General features: G+C 58.2%; 17 protein-coding genes. 15 read left to right on the plus strand and 2 right to left on the minus strand.

The window, feature by feature from the left end; all coding sequences use genetic code 11:
- Positions 1 to 614: 614 nt before the first annotated feature.
- The 3 genes from HMPREF9451_RS03020 to dut all read left to right on the plus strand — a co-directional run bounded on the left by HMPREF9451_RS03020 (position 615) and on the right by dut (position 3,125).
- Complete coding sequence (locus tag HMPREF9451_RS03020) at positions 615 to 1,910, plus strand: dicarboxylate/amino acid:cation symporter (protein WP_009138830.1); 1,296 nt, start codon at positions 615 to 617, stop codon at positions 1,908 to 1,910.
- Positions 1,911 to 2,085: 175 nt separating this feature from the next.
- Entirely contained in the window at positions 2,086 to 2,538 is a 453-nt protein-coding gene (nrdR, locus tag HMPREF9451_RS03025) for a transcriptional regulator NrdR (RefSeq protein ID WP_009138831.1), read from the plus strand.
- A 140-nt stretch (positions 2,539 to 2,678) separates the two neighbouring features.
- Positions 2,679 to 3,125, plus strand: coding sequence for a dUTP diphosphatase (dut, locus tag HMPREF9451_RS03030; RefSeq protein WP_009138832.1), 447 nt, complete (start codon positions 2,679 to 2,681; stop codon positions 3,123 to 3,125).
- Between the two features lie 51 nt (positions 3,126 to 3,176).
- Here the strand turns inward: dut and HMPREF9451_RS03035 are convergent, their stop codons facing one another.
- A complete protein-coding gene (locus HMPREF9451_RS03035; RefSeq protein WP_009138833.1) occupies positions 3,177 to 4,046 on the minus strand; it encodes a DegV family protein in 870 nt (289 codons plus the stop codon).
- Positions 4,047 to 4,326: 280 nt separating this feature from the next.
- Between HMPREF9451_RS03035 and ileS the strand changes: the two genes are divergently transcribed.
- Genes ileS through HMPREF9451_RS03050 form a run of 3 tightly spaced genes read left to right on the plus strand, consistent with a single transcriptional unit; the run spans position 4,327 to position 8,682 of the window.
- On the plus strand, positions 4,327 to 7,173 hold the full coding sequence (gene ileS / locus HMPREF9451_RS03040; RefSeq protein WP_009138834.1) for an isoleucine--tRNA ligase: 2,847 nt from the start codon (positions 4,327 to 4,329) through the stop codon (positions 7,171 to 7,173).
- A gap of 5 nt (positions 7,174 to 7,178) precedes the next feature.
- Positions 7,179 to 7,733 (plus strand): signal peptidase II, encoded by a 555-nt coding sequence (gene lspA / locus HMPREF9451_RS03045; RefSeq protein ID WP_009138835.1) that lies wholly within the window; start codon positions 7,179 to 7,181, stop codon positions 7,731 to 7,733.
- Positions 7,726 to 8,682, plus strand: a complete 957-nt coding sequence (locus HMPREF9451_RS03050) for an RluA family pseudouridine synthase (RefSeq protein ID WP_009138836.1) — start codon at positions 7,726 to 7,728, stop codon at positions 8,680 to 8,682. The genes lspA and HMPREF9451_RS03050 overlap by 8 nt, the downstream gene beginning before the upstream one ends.
- Before the next feature lie 121 nt (positions 8,683 to 8,803).
- On the opposite strand, the gene HMPREF9451_RS03055 is transcribed toward HMPREF9451_RS03050, so the two are convergent.
- Positions 8,804 to 9,214, minus strand: coding sequence for a peptide deformylase (locus HMPREF9451_RS03055; RefSeq protein WP_040625991.1), 411 nt, complete (start codon positions 9,212 to 9,214; stop codon positions 8,804 to 8,806).
- A gap of 576 nt (positions 9,215 to 9,790) precedes the next feature.
- On the opposite strand from HMPREF9451_RS03055, the gene rpsO reads away from it, so the two are divergent.
- The 9 genes from rpsO to glyS all read left to right on the plus strand — a co-directional run bounded on the left by rpsO (position 9,791) and on the right by glyS (position 17,978).
- A complete protein-coding gene (gene rpsO, locus HMPREF9451_RS03065) occupies positions 9,791 to 10,078 on the plus strand; it encodes a 30S ribosomal protein S15 (RefSeq protein WP_009138838.1) in 288 nt (95 codons plus the stop codon).
- Positions 10,079 to 10,203: 125 nt separating this feature from the next.
- The gene (locus tag HMPREF9451_RS03070) at positions 10,204 to 12,426 is read left to right on the plus strand and encodes a polyribonucleotide nucleotidyltransferase (protein WP_040626396.1); all 2,223 of its coding nucleotides are present in this window, start codon (positions 10,204 to 10,206) and stop codon (positions 12,424 to 12,426) included.
- A gap of 132 nt (positions 12,427 to 12,558) precedes the next feature.
- Positions 12,559 to 12,804, plus strand: coding sequence for a 30S ribosomal protein S16 (gene rpsP, locus HMPREF9451_RS03075; protein WP_009138840.1), 246 nt, complete (start codon positions 12,559 to 12,561; stop codon positions 12,802 to 12,804).
- 2 nt (positions 12,805 to 12,806) lie between these two features.
- Positions 12,807 to 13,064, plus strand: a complete 258-nt coding sequence (locus HMPREF9451_RS03080; protein WP_009138841.1) for a KH domain-containing protein — start codon at positions 12,807 to 12,809, stop codon at positions 13,062 to 13,064.
- Between the two features lies 1 nt (position 13,065).
- Positions 13,066 to 13,629, plus strand: coding sequence for a ribosome maturation factor RimM (locus HMPREF9451_RS03085; RefSeq protein WP_009138842.1), 564 nt, complete (start codon positions 13,066 to 13,068; stop codon positions 13,627 to 13,629).
- A gap of 4 nt (positions 13,630 to 13,633) precedes the next feature.
- Entirely contained in the window at positions 13,634 to 14,365 is a 732-nt protein-coding gene (gene trmD, locus HMPREF9451_RS03090; protein ID WP_009138843.1) for a tRNA (guanosine(37)-N1)-methyltransferase TrmD, read from the plus strand.
- 43 nt (positions 14,366 to 14,408) lie between these two features.
- Positions 14,409 to 14,978 carry a signal peptidase I gene (gene lepB / locus HMPREF9451_RS03095; protein ID WP_009138844.1) on the plus strand — a complete coding sequence of 190 codons (570 nt, stop codon included), beginning with the start codon at positions 14,409 to 14,411 and terminating at the stop codon, positions 14,976 to 14,978.
- 2 nt (positions 14,979 to 14,980) lie between these two features.
- Positions 14,981 to 15,892 carry a glycine--tRNA ligase subunit alpha gene (locus tag HMPREF9451_RS03100; protein ID WP_009138845.1) on the plus strand — a complete coding sequence of 304 codons (912 nt, stop codon included), beginning with the start codon at positions 14,981 to 14,983 and terminating at the stop codon, positions 15,890 to 15,892.
- Position 15,893: 1 nt separating this feature from the next.
- Positions 15,894 to 17,978, plus strand: a complete 2,085-nt coding sequence (gene glyS / locus HMPREF9451_RS03105; RefSeq protein WP_009138846.1) for a glycine--tRNA ligase subunit beta — start codon at positions 15,894 to 15,896, stop codon at positions 17,976 to 17,978.
- Positions 17,979 to 18,152 lie beyond the last annotated feature (174 nt).

Consider the following 18,152-nt stretch of genomic DNA (forward strand, 5'->3'; position numbering starts at 1 on the left):
ATTTATTATATATCCGAACAAAGGTTCGTTGCAAGAGTTTGGAGGATACGGTGAGCAATCGAAATGCATATACGTATGTACAGGGAACTTCCGCTTTGGAAATACCTCGCCAGTCTCCGTCAAATCCTAACGTTATGCGTGTTGATTTCGGCAAATGCGCAGACCGAACCTCGTCTGCAGCCGCCCGCGACAAACATGCGCAGTTGCGTCCCCAGGTTTCCGAGGCCAATTGTCGTCGCTTTCGGGGCGAAGGGGAGTCGTCTTCTTTCACGCAAGACCTCAAGTCGGCATATCTCGCGCTCGGGGTTTCTCAGGTGTATGAGGAGTTCGAACAGGGAAACGCCGCAGGGAGCGCTGCATATCGCATCTCACCACGTGTGTCATGGGGGTTTTCCTTCGCTCTTTTCGCCTTTTCTCTTTTTGTTCTCTTGGTTTAGTTCGGGTTCTCTTCTGCTTTCGCGCTTTGCTCTGGTTTCGGTTTAACGCTCGGCAATCGCGCGATGGGTAAACTCCTTTCGCTGCTTATTTTCGTTCGCTGATGGCTTTTCGTGCGTGTTCTACGTTGCCCACAGGTACCATTTGCCCGTTAAAAACTATGAGAGGGGATTGCCATCATGTCCGATACAACTTTGCATCACGAAGAAGGGCAGCGGGAGCGAGCCGCCGCCACGAAGCCCTGGTACAAGCGTCTCTCGCTTACTACCTGGATTTTTATAGCGCTTGTTCTCGGCGTGCTGTGCGGCTTGGGGTTGCAGTCGAACCCTGATTTTGCCGATACCTATATCAAGCCCATCGGAACGGTCTTTCTGAATCTCATTAAAATGATCGTCGTTCCCTTGGTCGTCTTCTCGATCATGACGGGCATCATCTCGCTGCAGGACATTAAGAAAGTCGGCGCCATCGGCGGAAAGACCGTTGCCTTCTATATGATTACCACGGCGTTCGCTGTCGTTATCGGCTTGCTGTTCGCTAACGTCTTGCATGTTGGCGGAGGTTATACGCTTCCCGCATCCGAGCTCACCTATGAGGCGAAGGAGTCCCCTTCGTTCATCGATACTCTCGTCAATATCTTCCCGTCGAACTTCTTCCAGCCGATGGCTGACGCGACCATGCTCCAAATCATTGTTATCGCGCTGGTCTTTGGCTTCGGCATTATCGCAGCCGGCAAGAAGGCGGAGCCCGTCGTTCACTTCGTCGAGGGCATGAACGAGGTTTGCCTCAAGGTCATACACGGCATCATTTGCTTTGCTCCTTTCGGCGTTTTCGGTCTCATCGCGCCGGTTATTGCATCGAACGGTCCTGACGTCTTGCTTCCTCTGCTGTGGCTTATCCTTGTTGCCTACCTGGCTATGGCTGCTCACCTTGTTGTGGTCTACTCCGGAATGGTTCGAGCTCTTGGAAAGATGAGCCCTATCGCGTTTTTCCGCGGCATTGCACCTGCGTTCTTGTTCGCCTTCTCTTCGGCAAGCTCCGTCGGCACGCTTCCTATGAATATGGACTGCACGCGCAAGATGGGCGCTAGCAAGGAAATGACAAGCTTCGTCTTGCCTCTCGGCGCTACGATCAATATGGATGGCACCGCGATTTACCAGGGTGTCTGTGCCGTGTTCATCGCTCAGGTTTTCGGCATCGACCTGACCATCCAGCAGCAGCTCGTTATTGTGCTGACGACGGTCCTTGCTTCTATCGGCACGGCGGGCGTACCCGGCTCCGGCATGATTATGCTTGCTATGGTTCTTACCTCGGTCAATCTGCCCGTCGAAGGCATCGCCCTTGTTGCGGGCGTCGATCGCATCCTCGACATGATGCGCACGGCTCTCAACATCACGGGCGATTCCGCTTGCTGCATCTGCATCGATTCCATGGACAAGCGCAAGAAGCAGAAGAAGTCCCAGAAGGCGCAAGCGTAACGTACAGGAGCAAATGCGACGTTTACGTTTTTTGTAATCTTGGAGGAGACGGCTGCAAAGCCGTCTCTTTTTTGTTTGAAGGTGCGAATTTCACACCCTGCTCTGAGTTTTCGTTTCAAGCGTGTATGATAGGCGCCGTATTGATTAGCCTGCCATACGGCAGAAGGAGGATTTCATGCGTTGTCCGGCTTGTGGCCATCCAGAATCGAAGGTAGTAGACTCCCGCCCTTCCGACGAATTCAATTCCATTCGCCGCCGCCGTGAATGCCTGAAATGCGGCAGTCGCTTCACTACCTACGAACGTATGGGCGACAATCCCGTCATTGTTATCAAGTCCGACGGTACGAGCCAGGTTTTCGACCGCGAGAAGCTCTATCGTGGCATCAGCATCGCCTGCGCAAAGCGTCCGAATATCCCCAATGAGAAAAAATCCGAAATTATCGACCAGATTGAAGCGGAATTGCGCAACTCGGGTCGCATGGAGATAAATTCGAAAGACCTCGGCGATATCGTCCTCGAGCACCTCAAAGGGCTCGATGATGTTGCGTATATCCGATTCGCCAGTGTATATAAAGACTTCCAAACCATCGAGGAATTTCAAGAGGCGCTGCGAGGACTCGAGGACTAGCCGGCCGTTACGGTGAAGCGTCTTTTGCTTAAAGCTGATGAAAGGGCGGCTGCAGCCGCCCTTTCATATTGCCTCCACGTCGCATGCGTGGTTTTCTAGGCGAACACGCATGCGTTTATCACACAACGAAGGAGTAGAACATGACCGATTCCCTATCCATACCTTTGACTGCCCTTGTTGACGGGGTTGAAATTCCGTCTTACGCGTACCCCGGCGATGCCGGCATGGATCTTCGCTCTATCGAGAGCCTCGAGATTAAGCCGTTCGAACGAACCTTGGTTTCGACCGGAATCGCCATTGCCATTCCGGAAGGATACGCCGGCTTCGTTCAGCCGCGTAGCGGCCTTGCCATCAAACAAGGCGTAACCGTGCTCAATACCCCGGGTCTCATTGACAGTCATTATCGGGGAGAACTCAAAGTCGCGCTGATCAATCTCGACCCAAACAACGTCTTCCAGGTCAAGCCGGGCGATCGCATCGCCCAACTCGTCATCCAAAAAGTTGAACAGGTGGTTTGGAATGTGGTTTCCTCGCTCAATGAAACCGAGCGAGGAAAAGGAGGCTTCGGCTCGAGCGGCGTGGCGTAAAAAGCAGAGACTATTCTGGGGTCGGCGGATGCATCTGCATCCGCCGATTCGTTATTTTTCCGTTCCGACGAAGAAAAGCGCCAGGGTCCCCGGGCCTGAATGCGCTCCGATGACCGGGTCTACGTAGTTGACGACAAAATCGGTGACGCCGAGGCGTTCGGTTATTTCCAGCTTGAGCAGTTCGACATCCTCGATGCAGTCGCCGTGGGTGATGAAGACGGTTTGAGACGCCGGATCGATGGCGGTTTTCTCCATGTGATCGACAAGAGCCTTGATGGACTTCTTGCGTCCGCGAACTTTCCCCATCGGAATAAGAGCGCCCTTGTTGTCAACGTGAAGCACCGGCTTGATGTTGAGCATCGTGCCCGCCCAGGCGCTCGTGCGGCTCACGCGTCCGCCGCGGAACAGAAACATCAAGTCGTCGACGGTGAACCAGTGGCACAAATGGTCTCGCATCTGAACGACGAAATCGCCGACTTCGTCGAGCGTTGCTCCTTCTTGCGCTTTCTTGCAGGCGAGGTAGACGAGCATGCCTTGGCCGCCCGATGCCGCGAACGTCTCTTCGGCTCGCAGGGTGCGCTCTGGGTATTCTCCGGAGAGCTGCTCCATAAGAAGGGCCGTTGCCTGGTAGGTTCCGGAAAGAGCGCTCGAGAAGCCCAGATAGAGAACGTCGTCTCCCTGTTCGAGAATGGCGCGCAACGTATCCTCGGTCTCTTGCATGTTGGGAAGGGATGTGGTGATTACCTTGCCCTCTCGCATCATGGTGTAGAACTGCTTGAGGTCGGTTTTCGCCCCCTTGAGATAGCTGCGGTGCTCCATTCCGTCCACCATGAATGTCAGCGGCAAAACTTCCAGACCGAATTCGTCAATCATCTCTTCGACGAGATTGCTGGCGGAGTCGGTCACAATGCGGTAAGCCATGAGTTCTCCTTCTGTTGTCTCGGGGCCGGCATTGCGTCGAGTGCGCCTTAACGGACTGCTCCTCATCACCTGCGGCGCAACGAGGATTAAGTCGCGTTTCGACTTGCGGCATGCAATCGGCCAGGATAGGAAAGAGTATAGACTTTGTGGATGGGGCCGTACGAAACTTTATCGAATACATGGCGTGGAATGTCACAATTTTCCCTATAATAGACAAATTGCGCGCAATACGCCGCGCTGTAGTGCCTGTGCGATTTGAATGAAAGGATCGGAGTACACGATGGGAAACGATTACAAGCACTCGATGAACCTGCCCAAGACGGATTTCGCCATGCGCGCGAATCTGCCCGAGAACGAGCCGAAGCGCTTGGAGAAGTGGGTCGAGCAGGATATCTATCACCGTGTTTTGGAGAAGAACAAAGATGGCGAGCCGTTCATCCTGCATGACGGCCCTCCGTATGCGAACGGACCGATTCACATCGGCCATGCTTTCAACAAGATCCTCAAGGACTTCGTTGTCAAATCGCATGCCCAGCGCGGTTATTTCACCCCTTACATCCCGGGCTGGGACTGCCATGGCCAGCCTATCGAGCACGAGGTGGAAAAGAAGCTCGGCACCGAGAAAATGAAAGAACTTCCGCAGTCCAAAGTGCGCGAACTCTGTCGCGAATGGGCCGAGCGCTTCGTCGATGTTCAGCGCGAGGGGTTCAAGCGCCTTGGCGTCAACGGCGATTGGGAGCATCCGTATCTGACGTTCCAGCCGAGCTTTGAGTCCGCCAACGTCGAAGTCTTCAAGCAGATGTACCTTGACGGCGCCGTCTATCGCGGCCGTAAGCCCATCCATTGGTGCAAGCATTGCCACACCGCCTTGGCCGAGGCCGAGATCGAGTATGCCGACGAGATGTCTCCGTCTATCTACGTGAACTTCAAGCTCAACGAGGTTCCCGAGCCGTTCGTCGCCGCGGGCGTCGATGCGGACAACGCGTACGTCTTGATCTGGACCACCACGCCATGGACGCTTCCTGCGAATACGGCCGTGTCCTTCGGCCCAGAAATCAAATACTGCTTCGTCGAAGCCGACGGCAAGTTCATGCTGTTTGCCCATGAAATGGTGGAGCAGGTTGCCGAAGTTGCCGGTTGGGAGAATTATCGCGTGGTCGAAGCCGACGGCGAGCCTGTTCTCATGAACGGCGACCAGTTCGGCGGCGTCACGTACGTGTGCCCGGTCATCCAGGACAACGTCGGACGCATCATCTGGGGCGACCACGTCACCCTCGATGCCGGCACCGGTGCGGTTCATACCGCTCCCGGCCACGGCGTAGACGACTACCTGGTGGGCCAGGAGTTCGGCATCGAAACCATCATGCCGGTCGATGACGATGGCCGCTTCACCGACTACGTGCCCTTGTTCGCTGGCCTTGACACCGATGAGGCCAATCCGAAGATCATCGAGTGGCTCAAAGAGCAGGGAACGCTTGTCGCGCACGTCGACATCAACCACAGCTATCCGCATTGCTGGCGCTGCCACCAGCCGGTCATCTTCCGCGCCACCGACCAGTGGTTCGTCTCCATGGAGAAGACCGGCCTGCGCGAGGCGGCTCTCGATCAGATCCGCAACCATGTCCAGTGGATTCCCGAGTGGGGCCAGAACCGCATCGGCGCCATGGTGGCCGACCGTCCCGACTGGTGCATTTCCCGCCAGCGCAGCTGGGGCGTGCCCATCCCCGTGTTCAAGTGCGCGAGCTGCGGCGAAACCGTTGCCGACGAATCCACCTTCGATGCCGTCATCGACCTTTTCAACACGGAGGGTGCCGACGCCTGGTTCACGAAGGACCCGAAGGAGTATCTGCCCGCTGGCACGTGCTGCCCGAAGTGCGGCTGCGAAGACGTGCTCCCCGAAAAGGACATTCTCGACGTCTGGTGGGAGTCCGGCGTTTCTCACGTCGGCGTTTTGAAGCATCGCGCCGAGGCGGACGGCCTGCGTTGGCCTGCCGATATGTACCTCGAAGGCTCCGACCAGCATCGCGGTTGGTTCCAGAGCTCGCTCATGTGCGGCGTGGGCGCATTCGGCACTGCTCCGTACAAGAGCGTCATGTGCTGCGGTTTCACCGTCGACGAAAACGGCGAGAAGATGTCCAAGTCCAAGGGCAACGGCATCGACCCGCGCGAGGTCACCGATAAATACGGCGCCGACGTGCTGCGTCTGTGGGTTGCTTCCACGGACTATTCTGTCGATGTCTCCATTGGCGATACCATCCTACAGCGCACCTCTGATGCCTACCGTCGTTTCCGCAACACCTTCCGCTTCCTGCTCGGCAATCTCGACGGATTCGACTGGGAGCGCGATTGCGTCGATTTCGCCGACCTCAAGCCCATCGACGTATGGGCCATGCTTCGTCTGCGCGAGGTGCTTCACGAGGTCGAGCGCGGCTATGACGAATACAAGTTCCATTCCGTCTTCCGCGCGCTGTACGACTACGTCATCACCGACCTGTCTGCCGTTTACATGGACGTCATCAAGGACCGTCTGTATGCGGAGGCGCCGAACTCCGTGTCTCGCCGTGCCGCTCAGACCGTGCTCATGAACATCCTCGAGGTCATGGTTCGCGTCATGAGCCCGATTCTTTCGTTCACCTGCGATGAAGTCTGGGAGCATTACCCCGAGGCGGAGCGCAACCGCGAAGGCCGCCCCGTAAACGTTCAGCTCGCCGGCTGGCCGACCGACGCCGATTTTGCACCCGCGCTTCCCGAGGGCGAAGAGGCCCAGGCGTTCATGGATCGCTTCGATTCGCTGCTCGCTGCCCGCGATGCGGTGACCAAGGCGCTTGAGGACGCGCGTACCGCCAAGACGGTCAACAAGAGCCAGGAGGCTGCGCTCACCATCGCCGCGCCTGAAGCCGCCTTCGAAGTTCTTTCGTCCGCCGATGCGGCTGACCTCGAAGAGCTCTTCATCGTGGCGAGCGTTGCTGTCGAGCGCGCAGAGGGCGAAGATATCGTTGTGACCGTGGAGAAGACCTCGGCGGACAAGTGCCCGCGTTGCTGGAACTATCGCGAGCTCGGCGGCAATGCAGCGCATCCCGACGTGTGCGCGCGTTGCGGCGAAGTTCTCGAGAGCATGGGCGAATAGCACCCATGGTAGAAAGCCGACATTCTTCTTTGGCGAAAAGCGGCGGCGTCTTTGCGGGCGTCGCCGCCCTTTGGCTCGTCTTCGACCAGCTGACCAAGGCCTACTTCCAAAACGCATATACGCTCGGACAGGTTTCCGCTTCGGAGTTCGGGCTGTTCCGCTTTCGCCTCGTGCACAATACCGGCGCCGCCTGGGGCATGTTCGGCGATTCGACGTTTGCTCTCGGCGTGGTTTCCGTTATCGTCTGCATCGCGGTCGTGCTGGTCTTTCTTTTCTACGAACGGGCTTTCGGCCATCGGGCAACGGCGCTCGAGACCTGCGCTCTCTCGCTTATCGCCGCGGGGGGCATAGGCAACGCCATCGACCGTTTCGTCAACGGATTCGTCGTCGATTTCATCGATCTGACGTTCATGGATTTTCCGGTGTTCAATATCGCCGATATCGGCGTGACCTGCGGGTTCGTTTTGCTCGTCATAGGTTATCTGCTGGCAACGAGGCCGCCGTCTCGCAAGGAGACAACGCCGTCTTGTGATGAAGGGAAGGAGGCGCATCATGACTGATGTCGCGCACGTCGAGGTTGCTGCGGAGTACGCAGGCATGCGTCTCGATGCCTTCATGGCCGCCGAGGGCCTGTATCCCACGCGTTCTGCCGCCGCCAAGTGCATAGCGGATGGGTGCGCTGCGCTCAACGGGCGCATTGCGCGCAAGAGCGCGACCGTCGCTGCGGGAGACGTGCTCGAATACGAAACCTACGACGACCCTCATGCCCCCGTTCTTGAGGCGGTGGAAATCCCTCTCGATATTCGCTACGAGGACGAATACCTCATGGTGATATCGAAGCAGGCAGGGCTCGTATGCCACCCGTCCGATGGGCATTTCGGCGACACGCTCGTCAACGCTCTGATTGCGCACTGCGGTCGCGAGCATCTTTGCGACGTGCAGGGCGAGCAAGACCGTCTTGGCATCGTGCATCGTCTTGACAAGGATACAAGCGGTCTTATGCTGTGCGCCAAAACCAACGAAGTCGGGCTTGCGCTCATGGAGGACATTCGGACGCGCGATGTGGACCGTCATTACCTGGCTCTCGTTCAAGGGTGGATTCCCCTTGAGACCGGCCTGGTGGACGCTCCGATTGCCCGCGGCGATCGCGACCGTCTGCGCATGAAGGTCTCCGACCGCGACAATGCGCGACCCTCCATCACGACGTTCGAGGTCAAACGCCGTTTCGAGCCCGGCAAAAATGACGACGGCTATACGTTGATTGACTGCAAGCTGTATACAGGGCGCACGCATCAGATTCGCGTGCATATGGAATACATCAAGCATCCTTGCGTGGGCGACCCGGTATACGGATGGCAGAAGAAGGACAATCTGGGGCTCGACCGCCAGTTTCTGCATTCGTACCGGCTGTCTTTCACGCATCCGATAACGGGGGAGCGTCTCGAGTTTGAAGACAGCCTGCCGCAAGACCTGCAGGAGGTCATCGACGAGCTCGAGGCTCGAGAATAGCTTCGGGTTTGCAAGCAGGAAGAAGCGAGCGAAATCAGGCTCCGAGGTGAAGCTCGGAGCCTGATTTGTTATGCGGACAAGACGTGCTTTTCTTCGGGCCGTGCGCGGTCTATCCGTTCGGTTAAATCACTACGCCGTTGCAGTGATCTATTTCGTGCTGGATGATTTGCGCGGTGAAGCCCGAAAACGTCTCCACGTGCTCTTTGAACGAGAGGTCGAGGTAACGAACGCGAACGGTGCGGAACCGCTTTGCGCTGCGGCGGCCGACGAGCGAAAGGCAACCTTCGTCGGTTTCGTAAGGGGTCTTCGCCTCTGCAATCTCGGGATTGATCATGGCTCGCGCCGCGCCGTCGTCCACAAAGACGATGATTCGCTTGCGCTGCCCGATCATATTGGCCGCCATGCCTACGCATTCATGCGTGTGGGCCGCCAAGGTGTCAAGCAGGTCGTAGGCGATCGGCAGGTCAGCAGACGTTGCCGTCTCGCTCGGTTGCTGCAGGAAGAATTCGTTTTTCATAATGGGGCGGATCATCGGTTCGTTTCGCTTTCCTTCGTTGGCGTAGCGGCATCTGCGCACGGTTTGTACAGCGCCGTTTCCATGGTACCATCGCTTGATGAGCGGCGGTATCGACTGCTGCTCACGCGAAGAAGGCTCGAAGGAAAAACCGAAGGAGGTGAGGCGAGTGTCGAAGAAGACGAAGCGCGCGAACCGCGTGCCGAAAACGGGTGCCGTCTGGCATCTGTCGGCCGAAGAGGCCACGCTGGCGAAAAAGCCGCGCTACAACGGTTACGCATGTGGCCACGGCGCGCATGGCGATGCGAAATACAATCGCGCCAAGCAAAAGCGCGTATGGAAAAGCGTCATCAGGCAGGAAGGGACCCCGCGGGGTCCCTTCCTCGTTCGTCTTCTCGTTTGCGACTTTTCCGCCGAAGTTCGGAGCCGTCATTGCATTCGTCTCTTGCTCTGCTATACTGCAAAAGTTGCATTTTTACCCGCGGCTTCGCTGTCACGCACCACCTGCATGGCATCGCAGCTTTGGGCGTATTCGCAAAACGGCGCGCAACAGCCGTGTAAAGCGGAGGTATTCCGCAGGAAAGGTGGAGCACTATGGCTACCAAGCTCAGCATCAGCAAAGAGCGCACCGCAGAGCTCGTCAAGGAGTTCGGCAAGGGCGAGGGCGATTCCGGCAGCGCAGAGGTTCAGGTCGCTATCCTGTCCGAGCGCATCCGCAACCTCACCGAGCATCTCAAGACCCACAAGAAGGACAACCACACCCGTCGTGGTCTCATGATGCTCATCGGTAAGCGCCGCGGCATGTTGAAGTACATCAAGAATCGCGACATCGAAGAGTACCGCGCTCTCATCAAGAAGCTCGGTATCCGCGACAACATCTAGCCAAGCATTAAGCCCGCTCGCGCGGGCTTTTGCATATTTCGGTCGATGCGGGCAGGGGCCCGCATTGCTCGAGAGGCCCTGTGAAAAGCGCAAGGCCCGAAGAAGAAGAGAAAGAACGATACTCTATGGAAAAAATTTCGACGAGCTTCGAGCTGTACGGTAAGGAGTACCGCCTCGAAACCGGCGAGCTTGCCAAGCAGGCCACCGGTGCTGTGCTGGTCACCCAGGGCGAAACTACTTGCCTGGTGACCGCCGTCGTATCCAAGGAACAGAAGGACTATGACTTCTTTCCTCTGACGGTGGACTTCATCGAGAAGATGTACGCCGTCGGCCGCATTCCCGGCGGCTACCTGAAGCGCGAGGCGAAGCCTTCCGACAAAGGCACGCTGACTGCTCGCATGATCGACCGTCCTATCCGTCCTGGTTTCGCCGATGGCTTCAAGCAGGAAGTCCACGTCGTCGCCACCACGCTTGCGTGCGACGGCCAGAACCCGCCCGACTGCATCTGCGTCGGCGGCGCTTCTGCAGCGCTTCTGTGCGGCGGTACGCCGTTTGACGGCCCGGCCGCCTGCGTGCGCATCGCCCGCGACAAAGAAACCGGCGAATTCATCGTCAACCCCACCTATGCCGAGCAGGAGAATTCCGATCTCGAGCTCACCATTGCCGGCACCCGAGACTACATCTCCATGGTGGAGGCGGGCGCCGAAGAGGTGACTGAGGAAGATATGCTCGCCGCCATGGAATTCGGCCAGCAGGCCATCGCCGCTTTCTGCGAGAAGCAGGCGGAGTTTTTGGCCATGGTCGCCCCCGAGCCCAAGGAATATCCCGTTCATGCGGCGGATCCCTGCATCGCCGAACGCGTTAACGCCCACTTCGACGAGATGAGCGCGGCGCTTAAAGATGCCGACAAGCTTTCCCGCATGGGCAAGGTCGAAGAGCTCAAGGCGTCCATCAAGGAGAACGACTTCTCCGAAGAGGAGCGCGAAGCGTGGAAGAGCGACATCGCAGCCGCCTGCAAAGCCCTCGAGAAGCAGGCCATGCGCGCCATGGTCATCGAGACGGGCGAGCGTGCCGACGGCCGCAGCGCCGATGAGATCCGACCGCTCTATATCCGCCCGGGATATCTGCCCCGCGTCCACGGCTCCGGCCTGTTCCAGCGCGGTCAGACCCAGGCGCTATCCGTGTGCACCTTGGGCCTTCTCAACGAGGCGCAGCGTCTTGACACCATCGATCCGCAGGAGTCCAAGCGCTACATGCACCAATACAACTTCCCGCCGTATTGCACGGGCGAAGTGGGCCGCATGGGCGCTCCCAAACGTCGTGAAATCGGTCACGGCGCTTTGGCCGAGCGAGCGATTCTGCCGATTCTGCCCTCCGAGGACGAATTCCCCTACGCCATTCGCGTGGTCTCTGAAATCCTCGAATCCAATGGCTCGTCTTCCATGGCTTCCACCTGCGGTTCTACGCTCGCTCTGATGGATGCCGGCGTGCCCATCAAGGCTCCCGTCTCAGGCATCGCCATGGGCTTGATCAAAGAGGGCGACGACGTCGTCATTCTCTCCGACATCCAGGGCCTCGAGGACTTCCTCGGCGACATGGACTTCAAAGTGTGCGGCACCGCCAACGGCATCACGGCGCTTCAGATGGACAACAAGGCCAAGGGTCTTTCCACCGAGATTCTCGGTCGTGCTCTTCAGCAGGCCAAGGAAGGCCGTGCCCACATCCTCTCCGCCATGCTCGGCGAAATCGCTGAGCCCCGCGCCGAGCTGCGCGACACCGCTCCTCGTATCGAGACCATCCATATTCCGGTCGAAAAGATTCGCGAGGTCATCGGCAAAGGTGGCGAAACCATCCGCGGCATCCAGGATTCCACGGGTGCAAGCATCGAAATCCAGGAAGACGGCACGGTGCATATCGCGGCTGTCGAGCAGGAGGCCGGTCGCGCTGCAAGGGCTGCTGTCGAGGCTATCGTCAAAGAGCCCGAAGTCGGTGAAATCTACGAGGGCCAGGTCGTGGGCATCCAGACCTTCGGCGCCTTCGTCAAGCTCACGCCTTCTAAGGACGGCTTGCTGCATATCTCTCGCGTGGCCAACGGTCGCGTCGGTCAAGTCGAGGACGTGCTCAACGTGGGCGATACCGTCAAGGTAGAGGTCATCGAGATCGATCCGAAGTCCGGCAAGATTTCTCTTGACCGCCTCGACAAGCCTGAGGCTCCCGAGGGTAGCGCTCCTGCGCCTGCTCGCGCTCCGCGTGGCGAGGGTCGTCGCGAGCGCTCCGATCGTCGTCCCGGCCGCGCCAACCGCGAGGCGAATTCGGGTGATGGCCGCACGCCTCGTCGCCGTCACTAGGCACTATTTGATTCAAAGCGTCCATGTTTCGAGTCTTCGGGGCACGGACGCTTGAAAAACGAAGTGGCACGTTATATTATGTCCACTTGCATGTTTTTATGGCAGTTTGTATACATGAAGGAGTCTACCGAAATGGCAGTTAAGATTCGTCTCGCCCGCCATGGCGCAAAGAAGAAGCCCATCTATCGCGTGGTCGTGGCTGATGCCCATAGCCCTCGTGACGGTCGTTATATCGAGCAGGTTGGCCGCTACAACCCCAACACCGATCCCTCTGAGATCACCCTTGACCTTGAGAAGGTTGAGAAGTGGATTGCAAACGGCGCTCAGCCGACCGATACCGTCAAGCGTCTCATCGAAGCCGCTAAAAAGGCTCAGTAGCAATGAACCGGGCGTCATCCGACATCGTCGCCCTGGTGCGTGAAATAGTCGATCCGCTCGTCGAGGATAAGGAAGCGGTCGAAGTGACCTCCTCCTTCTCTGAAGACGGAACAGAGCGTGTTGAAATTCGCGTCGCTGCCGATGATGCCGGCAAGGTCATCGGCCGTCAGGGTCGCGTCATTAAATCCATTCGTGTGCTTGCACGTGCTGCAGCATGCACCGACGGCGGAGCCGTCGAAGTCGAGCTTGTCGAGGACTAATATGACGCGTCGTTGGGCTGACGTAGCCGAGCTCATCGCAACACAAGGTCTTAAAGGAAGGCTTGTCGCACGTTCCGTGCGCGGCCTTCCTTTCCTTCTGCATGAGGGGCTTACCGTTCATTTCGTACCGCCTACGCTCGATGGTCCTCGTACGGCCAGCGTGCGTAGCGTTCAGCATCTCGGTTCGCAAGAATACGCGGTGCAATTCAGCGGCGTCTCGAAGCGTGATACCGCTGAGCTTCTAACGGGCAGTCATTGTCTGGTCGCCCGCGCCGATCTTCCTGATGATTTCGAGGACATCGTGCGCTCTTCGGCGGAATATCTCTCCGGTTTTTTGGTTGTTGACGAGGTCTTAGGCGATATCGGCACCATTTCCGACGTGCGTGAAATGCCTGCTCAGGACCTGCTTGTCGTAACAGCTCCGGGCGGGGAGGTGCTCGTTCCCTTCGTGGAGGACTTCATCGTCGAATTCGACGATGCGGAGAGGGTCTTGTATATGGATTTGCCGGACGGACTTGTCGATCCCGGCGTTTTGGACGAATCGAGCGAAAAGGAAGACGCGTAGCTCTATGAAAATCGAGACGTTATCGACCTTTCCCCGTATGTACGATTCGGTCATGGGAGAATCCATCATGAAGCGCGCCCAGGCTTGCGGCGCGCTTGATTTCCATGCCTACGATTTGCGTGATTGGACGCATGATCGCCATCGTACCACCGATGATGACCCATACGGCGGCGGACAGGGGCTCGTGATGAAGTGCGAGCCCATCTTCGAGGCGTACGACGATATTTCCGCATCGGGTCCTGCGCCTTACACGGTGTTTCTCACGCCCTGCGGCGAGCCTTTCGACCAGGGAATGGCAACCGAGCTTTCCTCTCAGGAACGTCTGCTGTTCATCTGTGGTCATTACGAAGGAATAGACGAACGCGTCTATGCGCTTGCCGACCGTTGCATCTCTTTGGGCGATTATGTGCTCACTTCCGGCGAGCTTGCTTCCATGGTGGTCATCGACGCTGTGGTCCGACTGCTCGACGGCGTTTTGGGCGATGAAGGCAGCGCCATTGACGAGAGCTTCTACGACGGATTGCTCGAATACCCGCAGTATACGCGCCCCGCGAGCTATCGCGGAATGGAGGTTCCCGAGGTGCTTTTGTCGGGCAACCATGCGAAAATTGCCGCATGGAGAAGGGCTCAGGCCGTTGAGCGTACGGCCCGCTTGCGTCCCGATTTGCTGAAGTCTGCGAATATAACCGAAGACGAACGTGCTTTTTTGCTATCATTGCACGGCGACACACTCTAAGGCGTCTTCGGGGCGCCTTTTCATTTCATAGGAGGATTTGTCCATGGGTTATGGGCAGCATGCCACGCCGCGTTCGCGCGGCTTCTTTAGAAGCGTCCTTTCCTGGGCATTCTACATTGCGCTTGTTTTCGCGCTTGTGTGGGGCCTGCAGACGTTCGTGGTCTGTCCGTATACCATTCCCTCCGGGTCTATGGAAGACACCATAGAGGTGGGAGACAACGTCTGGTCCGAAAAGGTGTCTTATTATTTCCGCGATGTCGAACAAGGCGATATTGTGACCTTCGACGATCCCGAAATCGCCGGTCGAACGCTCATCAAGCGTGTGATAGCTGTTGGCGGTCAGACCGTAGATCTTGTCGACGGCCTTGTGTACGTGGACGGGATGGCTCTTGACGAGCCGTACACCAACGGTAAACCGTCGGCGCCGCTTACGCCCGTTTCCGGCGTGGAGATATCGTATCCTTATACGGTTCCTCAAGGCGAGATTTGGGTAATGGGGGATAACCGCACGAATTCGGCCGATTCCCGTTATTTTGGTTCTATCGACGAAGCGTCCGTCAGCGGGCGCGCTGTCGTAATCTATTGGCCCCTCGATCACATAGGAGTGCTTTAATCATGAGTCAAGCTGCAAAGCCCGACGCGCTCAGCTTCCAGGACATCATCCTGACCCTGCAGCGCTACTGGGCCGACCTCGGTTGCGTTGTGCTGCAGCCCTACGATAACGAGGTGGGTGCGGGAACGAACGCCCCGGCCACTACGCTTCGTTCCCTGGGTCCCGACACGTGGCGTACGTGCTACGTGCAGGGCTGCCGCCGTCCCACCGACGGCCGCTACGGCGAGAACCCCAACCGAACCCAGTTCTATTACCAGTTCCAGGTGCTCATGAAGCCCTCTCCGGACGACATCCAGGAGCTTTACCTGGGTAGCCTGCGTGCTATTGGCATCGATACGGACAAGCACGACGTCCGCTTCGTCGAGGACGACTGGGAGAGCCCGACGCTTGGCGCATGGGGCCTTGGATGGGAAGTCTGGATCGATGGCATGGAGGTCACCCAGTTCACGTACTTCCAGCAGGTCGGCGGATTCGAATGCAATCCCGTTCCCGTGGAAATCGCCTACGGTCTTGAGCGTCTCACCATGTATATCCAGGGTGTCGACAGTATGTTCGATATCGTCTGGAGCCGCGGAAAAGACGGCATCGTGTTCACCTATGGAGATGTCTATCTCGAAAACGAGCGCCAGTACTCCCGCTACAACTTCGAGGTCGCTGATACCGAATTCCTTTTCCAGGAGTTCAACGACCGCGAGGCGGAGTGCCTGCGCACCCTTGAGGCGGGCCTGCCCTTGCCTGCGTACGACAGCGTTTTGAAATGCTGCCACGCGTTCAACCTGCTCGATGCGCGCGGCGTTATTTCCGCAACCGAGCGCATGGGCTATATCTTGCGCGTACGCGCGATCGCGAAGGCGTGCTGCGCGTCCTATATGAAGCATGTCGTAGGCGTCGACGTCGACGAGAAGGAGGCATAGGATGTCTAAGACCACTCTCGCATTCGAAATCGGCACCGAAGAGCTGCCCGCCTTCGACCTGCACGCCGCAACCGAGCAGCTTCCGTCGCTCGTCGCAAACGCACTCGGCTCCGTGCGCGTTCCCTTCGACGACGTAAAGGTGTATTCGAGCCCTCGTCGCCTCGTGGCGATCGTCGAGGGAGTCCCGGAGCGCACCGAGGCTTCCGTGGAGGAATTCCGCGGCCCAGCTGCCCGCATCGCGTTCGACGCCGAGGGCAATCCGACCAAGGCGGCGGCCGGCTTTGCGCGCGGCAAGGGCGTCGACGTTGCTGACCTCGAGCGCCGCGACGAAGACGGCGCCGAATACGTCTACGCCGTCAAGAACACGCCTTCCGCAGACGTTGCCGAACTGCTTCCCGAAACGCTTAAGGGAGTCATCGAGGGCATTTCCTGGCCGAAGTCCTGCCGATGGGGCACGACGAGCGAGTACTTCTCCCGTCCTGTCCGTTGGATCGTCGCTTTGCTGGGCGACAAGGTCATTCCCGTGCGTTTCGCGGGGCTCGAGGCCGGCAATAAGACCTGCGGTCATCGTTTCCTGGCTCCCGGCCCGCATACGGTCGAGCATGCCGACAGCCTGATCGATGTGCTTCGCGGCGCCTATGTCGTGACCAGCGAAGCCGAGCGCGAGGCAAGCGTTCGCAAACAGGTTCGCGCGGCCGAAGAGAAGACCGGTCTGACCGCCGAGCTTCCTGCGAAGACCCTCGCTGAAGTCGTGAACCTTTCCGAGTATCCTACGGTCATGGTGGGCGAGTTCGACGAGCTCTTCCTGACGGTTCCCAAGGAGATTATCGTCGACGCCATGCTTGTGCACCAGCGCTACTTCCCGCTGTTCAACGCCGATGGCACGCTTGCGAACAAATTCCTGATTACCTCGAACGGCAATCCCGAGTTCGAATGCAACATCGTCGACGGCAACCAGCGCGTGGTTGCTGCGCGCCTCTACGACGCGAAGTTCTTCTATGACGAAGACCTGAAAAAGCCTCTCGAGGCCTATGTGGACGACCTTGATGCGGTGGTGTTCCAGGAGAAGCTCGGAACGACCCTCGCGAAATCCAAGCGCATCGTCAAGCTTGCCGGCCACCTGTGCGAGAGCATGGAAATCGATGGCCAGGAAAAAGAGGACATCCTGCGTGCTGCGCATCTGTGCAAGGCCGATCTGGTCACGGGTGCTGTCGTGGAGTTCACGAGCGTTCAGGGCATCATGGGCTCTTACTATGCGAAGGCGGCGGGGGAGACCGACGCTGTCTCCCAGGCTATCGCCGACCACTATCGTCCTCGCTTCTCGGGAGACAACCCTCCCGCGACGCGCGTAGGCAAGGTTGTTGCTGTCGCCGACAAGCTCGATACCATCTGTGGCCTTTTCGCCGTCGACCAGGCTCCCACCGGCTCTTCCGATCCGTTCGCCCTGCGCCGTAGCGCGCTCGGCATCGTCACCATGCTCTGCGCGGGCGACGATTTTGAGTTCGATCTTGTGCCCGCCATCGACGCCGCCCTGGCCGCCTATGCTGCCGACGGCATCGAATTCGACGCACAAGCCGTTCGCGAACAGGTTATCGAGTTCTTCGTCACGCGCACCAAGGTCATGGAGCGTGATAACGGCGTTTCCGCCGACGCGATCGACGCCGTTTTGGCGGCGGGCGTTCGCGAGCCCCTCGAGTTCGCAAAACGCGTCGTCGCGCTCGAGCATGCTCGTCGCGAAGACCCCGACACGTTCAACGATCTAGCGGTCGCCTACGGACGTGCGAACAACCTGCGCGACCCCGAGCTCGGTATTGACTACGACGAATCTCTGCTGTGCGAGGTCGAACACGCCCTGACGTGCGCTATCGTCCAGGCAGAAGGCCGCGTAGCCCGCGCCCTCGAGGCCAACGATTATCCTGCGGCCCTGGCCGAGCTTGCTTCTCTGCGCAAGCCGGTCGACCTGTTCTTCGAGCGCATTATGGTCATGGACGAAGATGCGGCGCTTCGCGAGAACCGCTTGAAGGTCTTGAACCGCTTTGTCAATGTTTTTTCCAGCGTTGCCGATTTCGGGCTTCTTGCTAAATAGGCGTAGGGGTGCTTGTCCTTTCGTCGATGCATGAATGCCGCTCGCATTGAAAAATAGTGCGTTCTGAAAACGAACCGGCCTGTCCGAGTCAATCGGCGGGCCGGTTCTGTATATTGATGCATTGCGGCAGAGTTGCACCGTGCGCAGCGGTTGCCTTCTGCGCAATGAGATCGA

It is taken from the genome of Slackia piriformis YIT 12062 (assembly GCF_000296445.1).
Taxonomy (GTDB): Bacteria; Actinomycetota; Coriobacteriia; order Coriobacteriales; family Eggerthellaceae; genus Slackia; species Slackia piriformis.

Coding starts and splice junctions, on each gene's coding strand:
- HMPREF9451_RS03020 (WP_009138830.1), top strand. CDS start 615: ATGTCCGATACAACTTTGCATCACGAAGAAGGGCAGCGGGAGCGAGCC.
- HMPREF9451_RS03080 (WP_009138841.1), top strand. CDS start 12,807: ATGAACCGGGCGTCATCCGACATCGTCGCCCTGGTGCGTGAAATAGTC.
- lepB (WP_009138844.1), top strand. CDS start 14,409: ATGGGTTATGGGCAGCATGCCACGCCGCGTTCGCGCGGCTTCTTTAGA.
- HMPREF9451_RS03050 (WP_009138836.1), top strand. CDS start 7,726: ATGACTGATGTCGCGCACGTCGAGGTTGCTGCGGAGTACGCAGGCATG.
- HMPREF9451_RS03085 (WP_009138842.1), top strand. CDS start 13,066: ATGACGCGTCGTTGGGCTGACGTAGCCGAGCTCATCGCAACACAAGGT.
- glyS (WP_009138846.1), top strand. CDS start 15,894: ATGTCTAAGACCACTCTCGCATTCGAAATCGGCACCGAAGAGCTGCCC.
- rpsP (WP_009138840.1), top strand. CDS start 12,559: ATGGCAGTTAAGATTCGTCTCGCCCGCCATGGCGCAAAGAAGAAGCCC.
- lspA (WP_009138835.1), top strand. CDS start 7,179: ATGGTAGAAAGCCGACATTCTTCTTTGGCGAAAAGCGGCGGCGTCTTT.
- HMPREF9451_RS03100 (WP_009138845.1), top strand. CDS start 14,981: ATGAGTCAAGCTGCAAAGCCCGACGCGCTCAGCTTCCAGGACATCATC.
- nrdR (WP_009138831.1), top strand. CDS start 2,086: ATGCGTTGTCCGGCTTGTGGCCATCCAGAATCGAAGGTAGTAGACTCC.
- ileS (WP_009138834.1), top strand. CDS start 4,327: ATGGGAAACGATTACAAGCACTCGATGAACCTGCCCAAGACGGATTTC.
- HMPREF9451_RS03070 (WP_040626396.1), top strand. CDS start 10,204: ATGGAAAAAATTTCGACGAGCTTCGAGCTGTACGGTAAGGAGTACCGC.
- HMPREF9451_RS03035 (WP_009138833.1), bottom strand. CDS start 4,046: ATGGCTTACCGCATTGTGACCGACTCCGCCAGCAATCTCGTCGAAGAG.
- HMPREF9451_RS03055 (WP_040625991.1), bottom strand. CDS start 9,214: ATGATCCGCCCCATTATGAAAAACGAATTCTTCCTGCAGCAACCGAGC.
- dut (WP_009138832.1), top strand. CDS start 2,679: ATGACCGATTCCCTATCCATACCTTTGACTGCCCTTGTTGACGGGGTT.
- rpsO (WP_009138838.1), top strand. CDS start 9,791: ATGGCTACCAAGCTCAGCATCAGCAAAGAGCGCACCGCAGAGCTCGTC.
- trmD (WP_009138843.1), top strand. CDS start 13,634: ATGAAAATCGAGACGTTATCGACCTTTCCCCGTATGTACGATTCGGTC.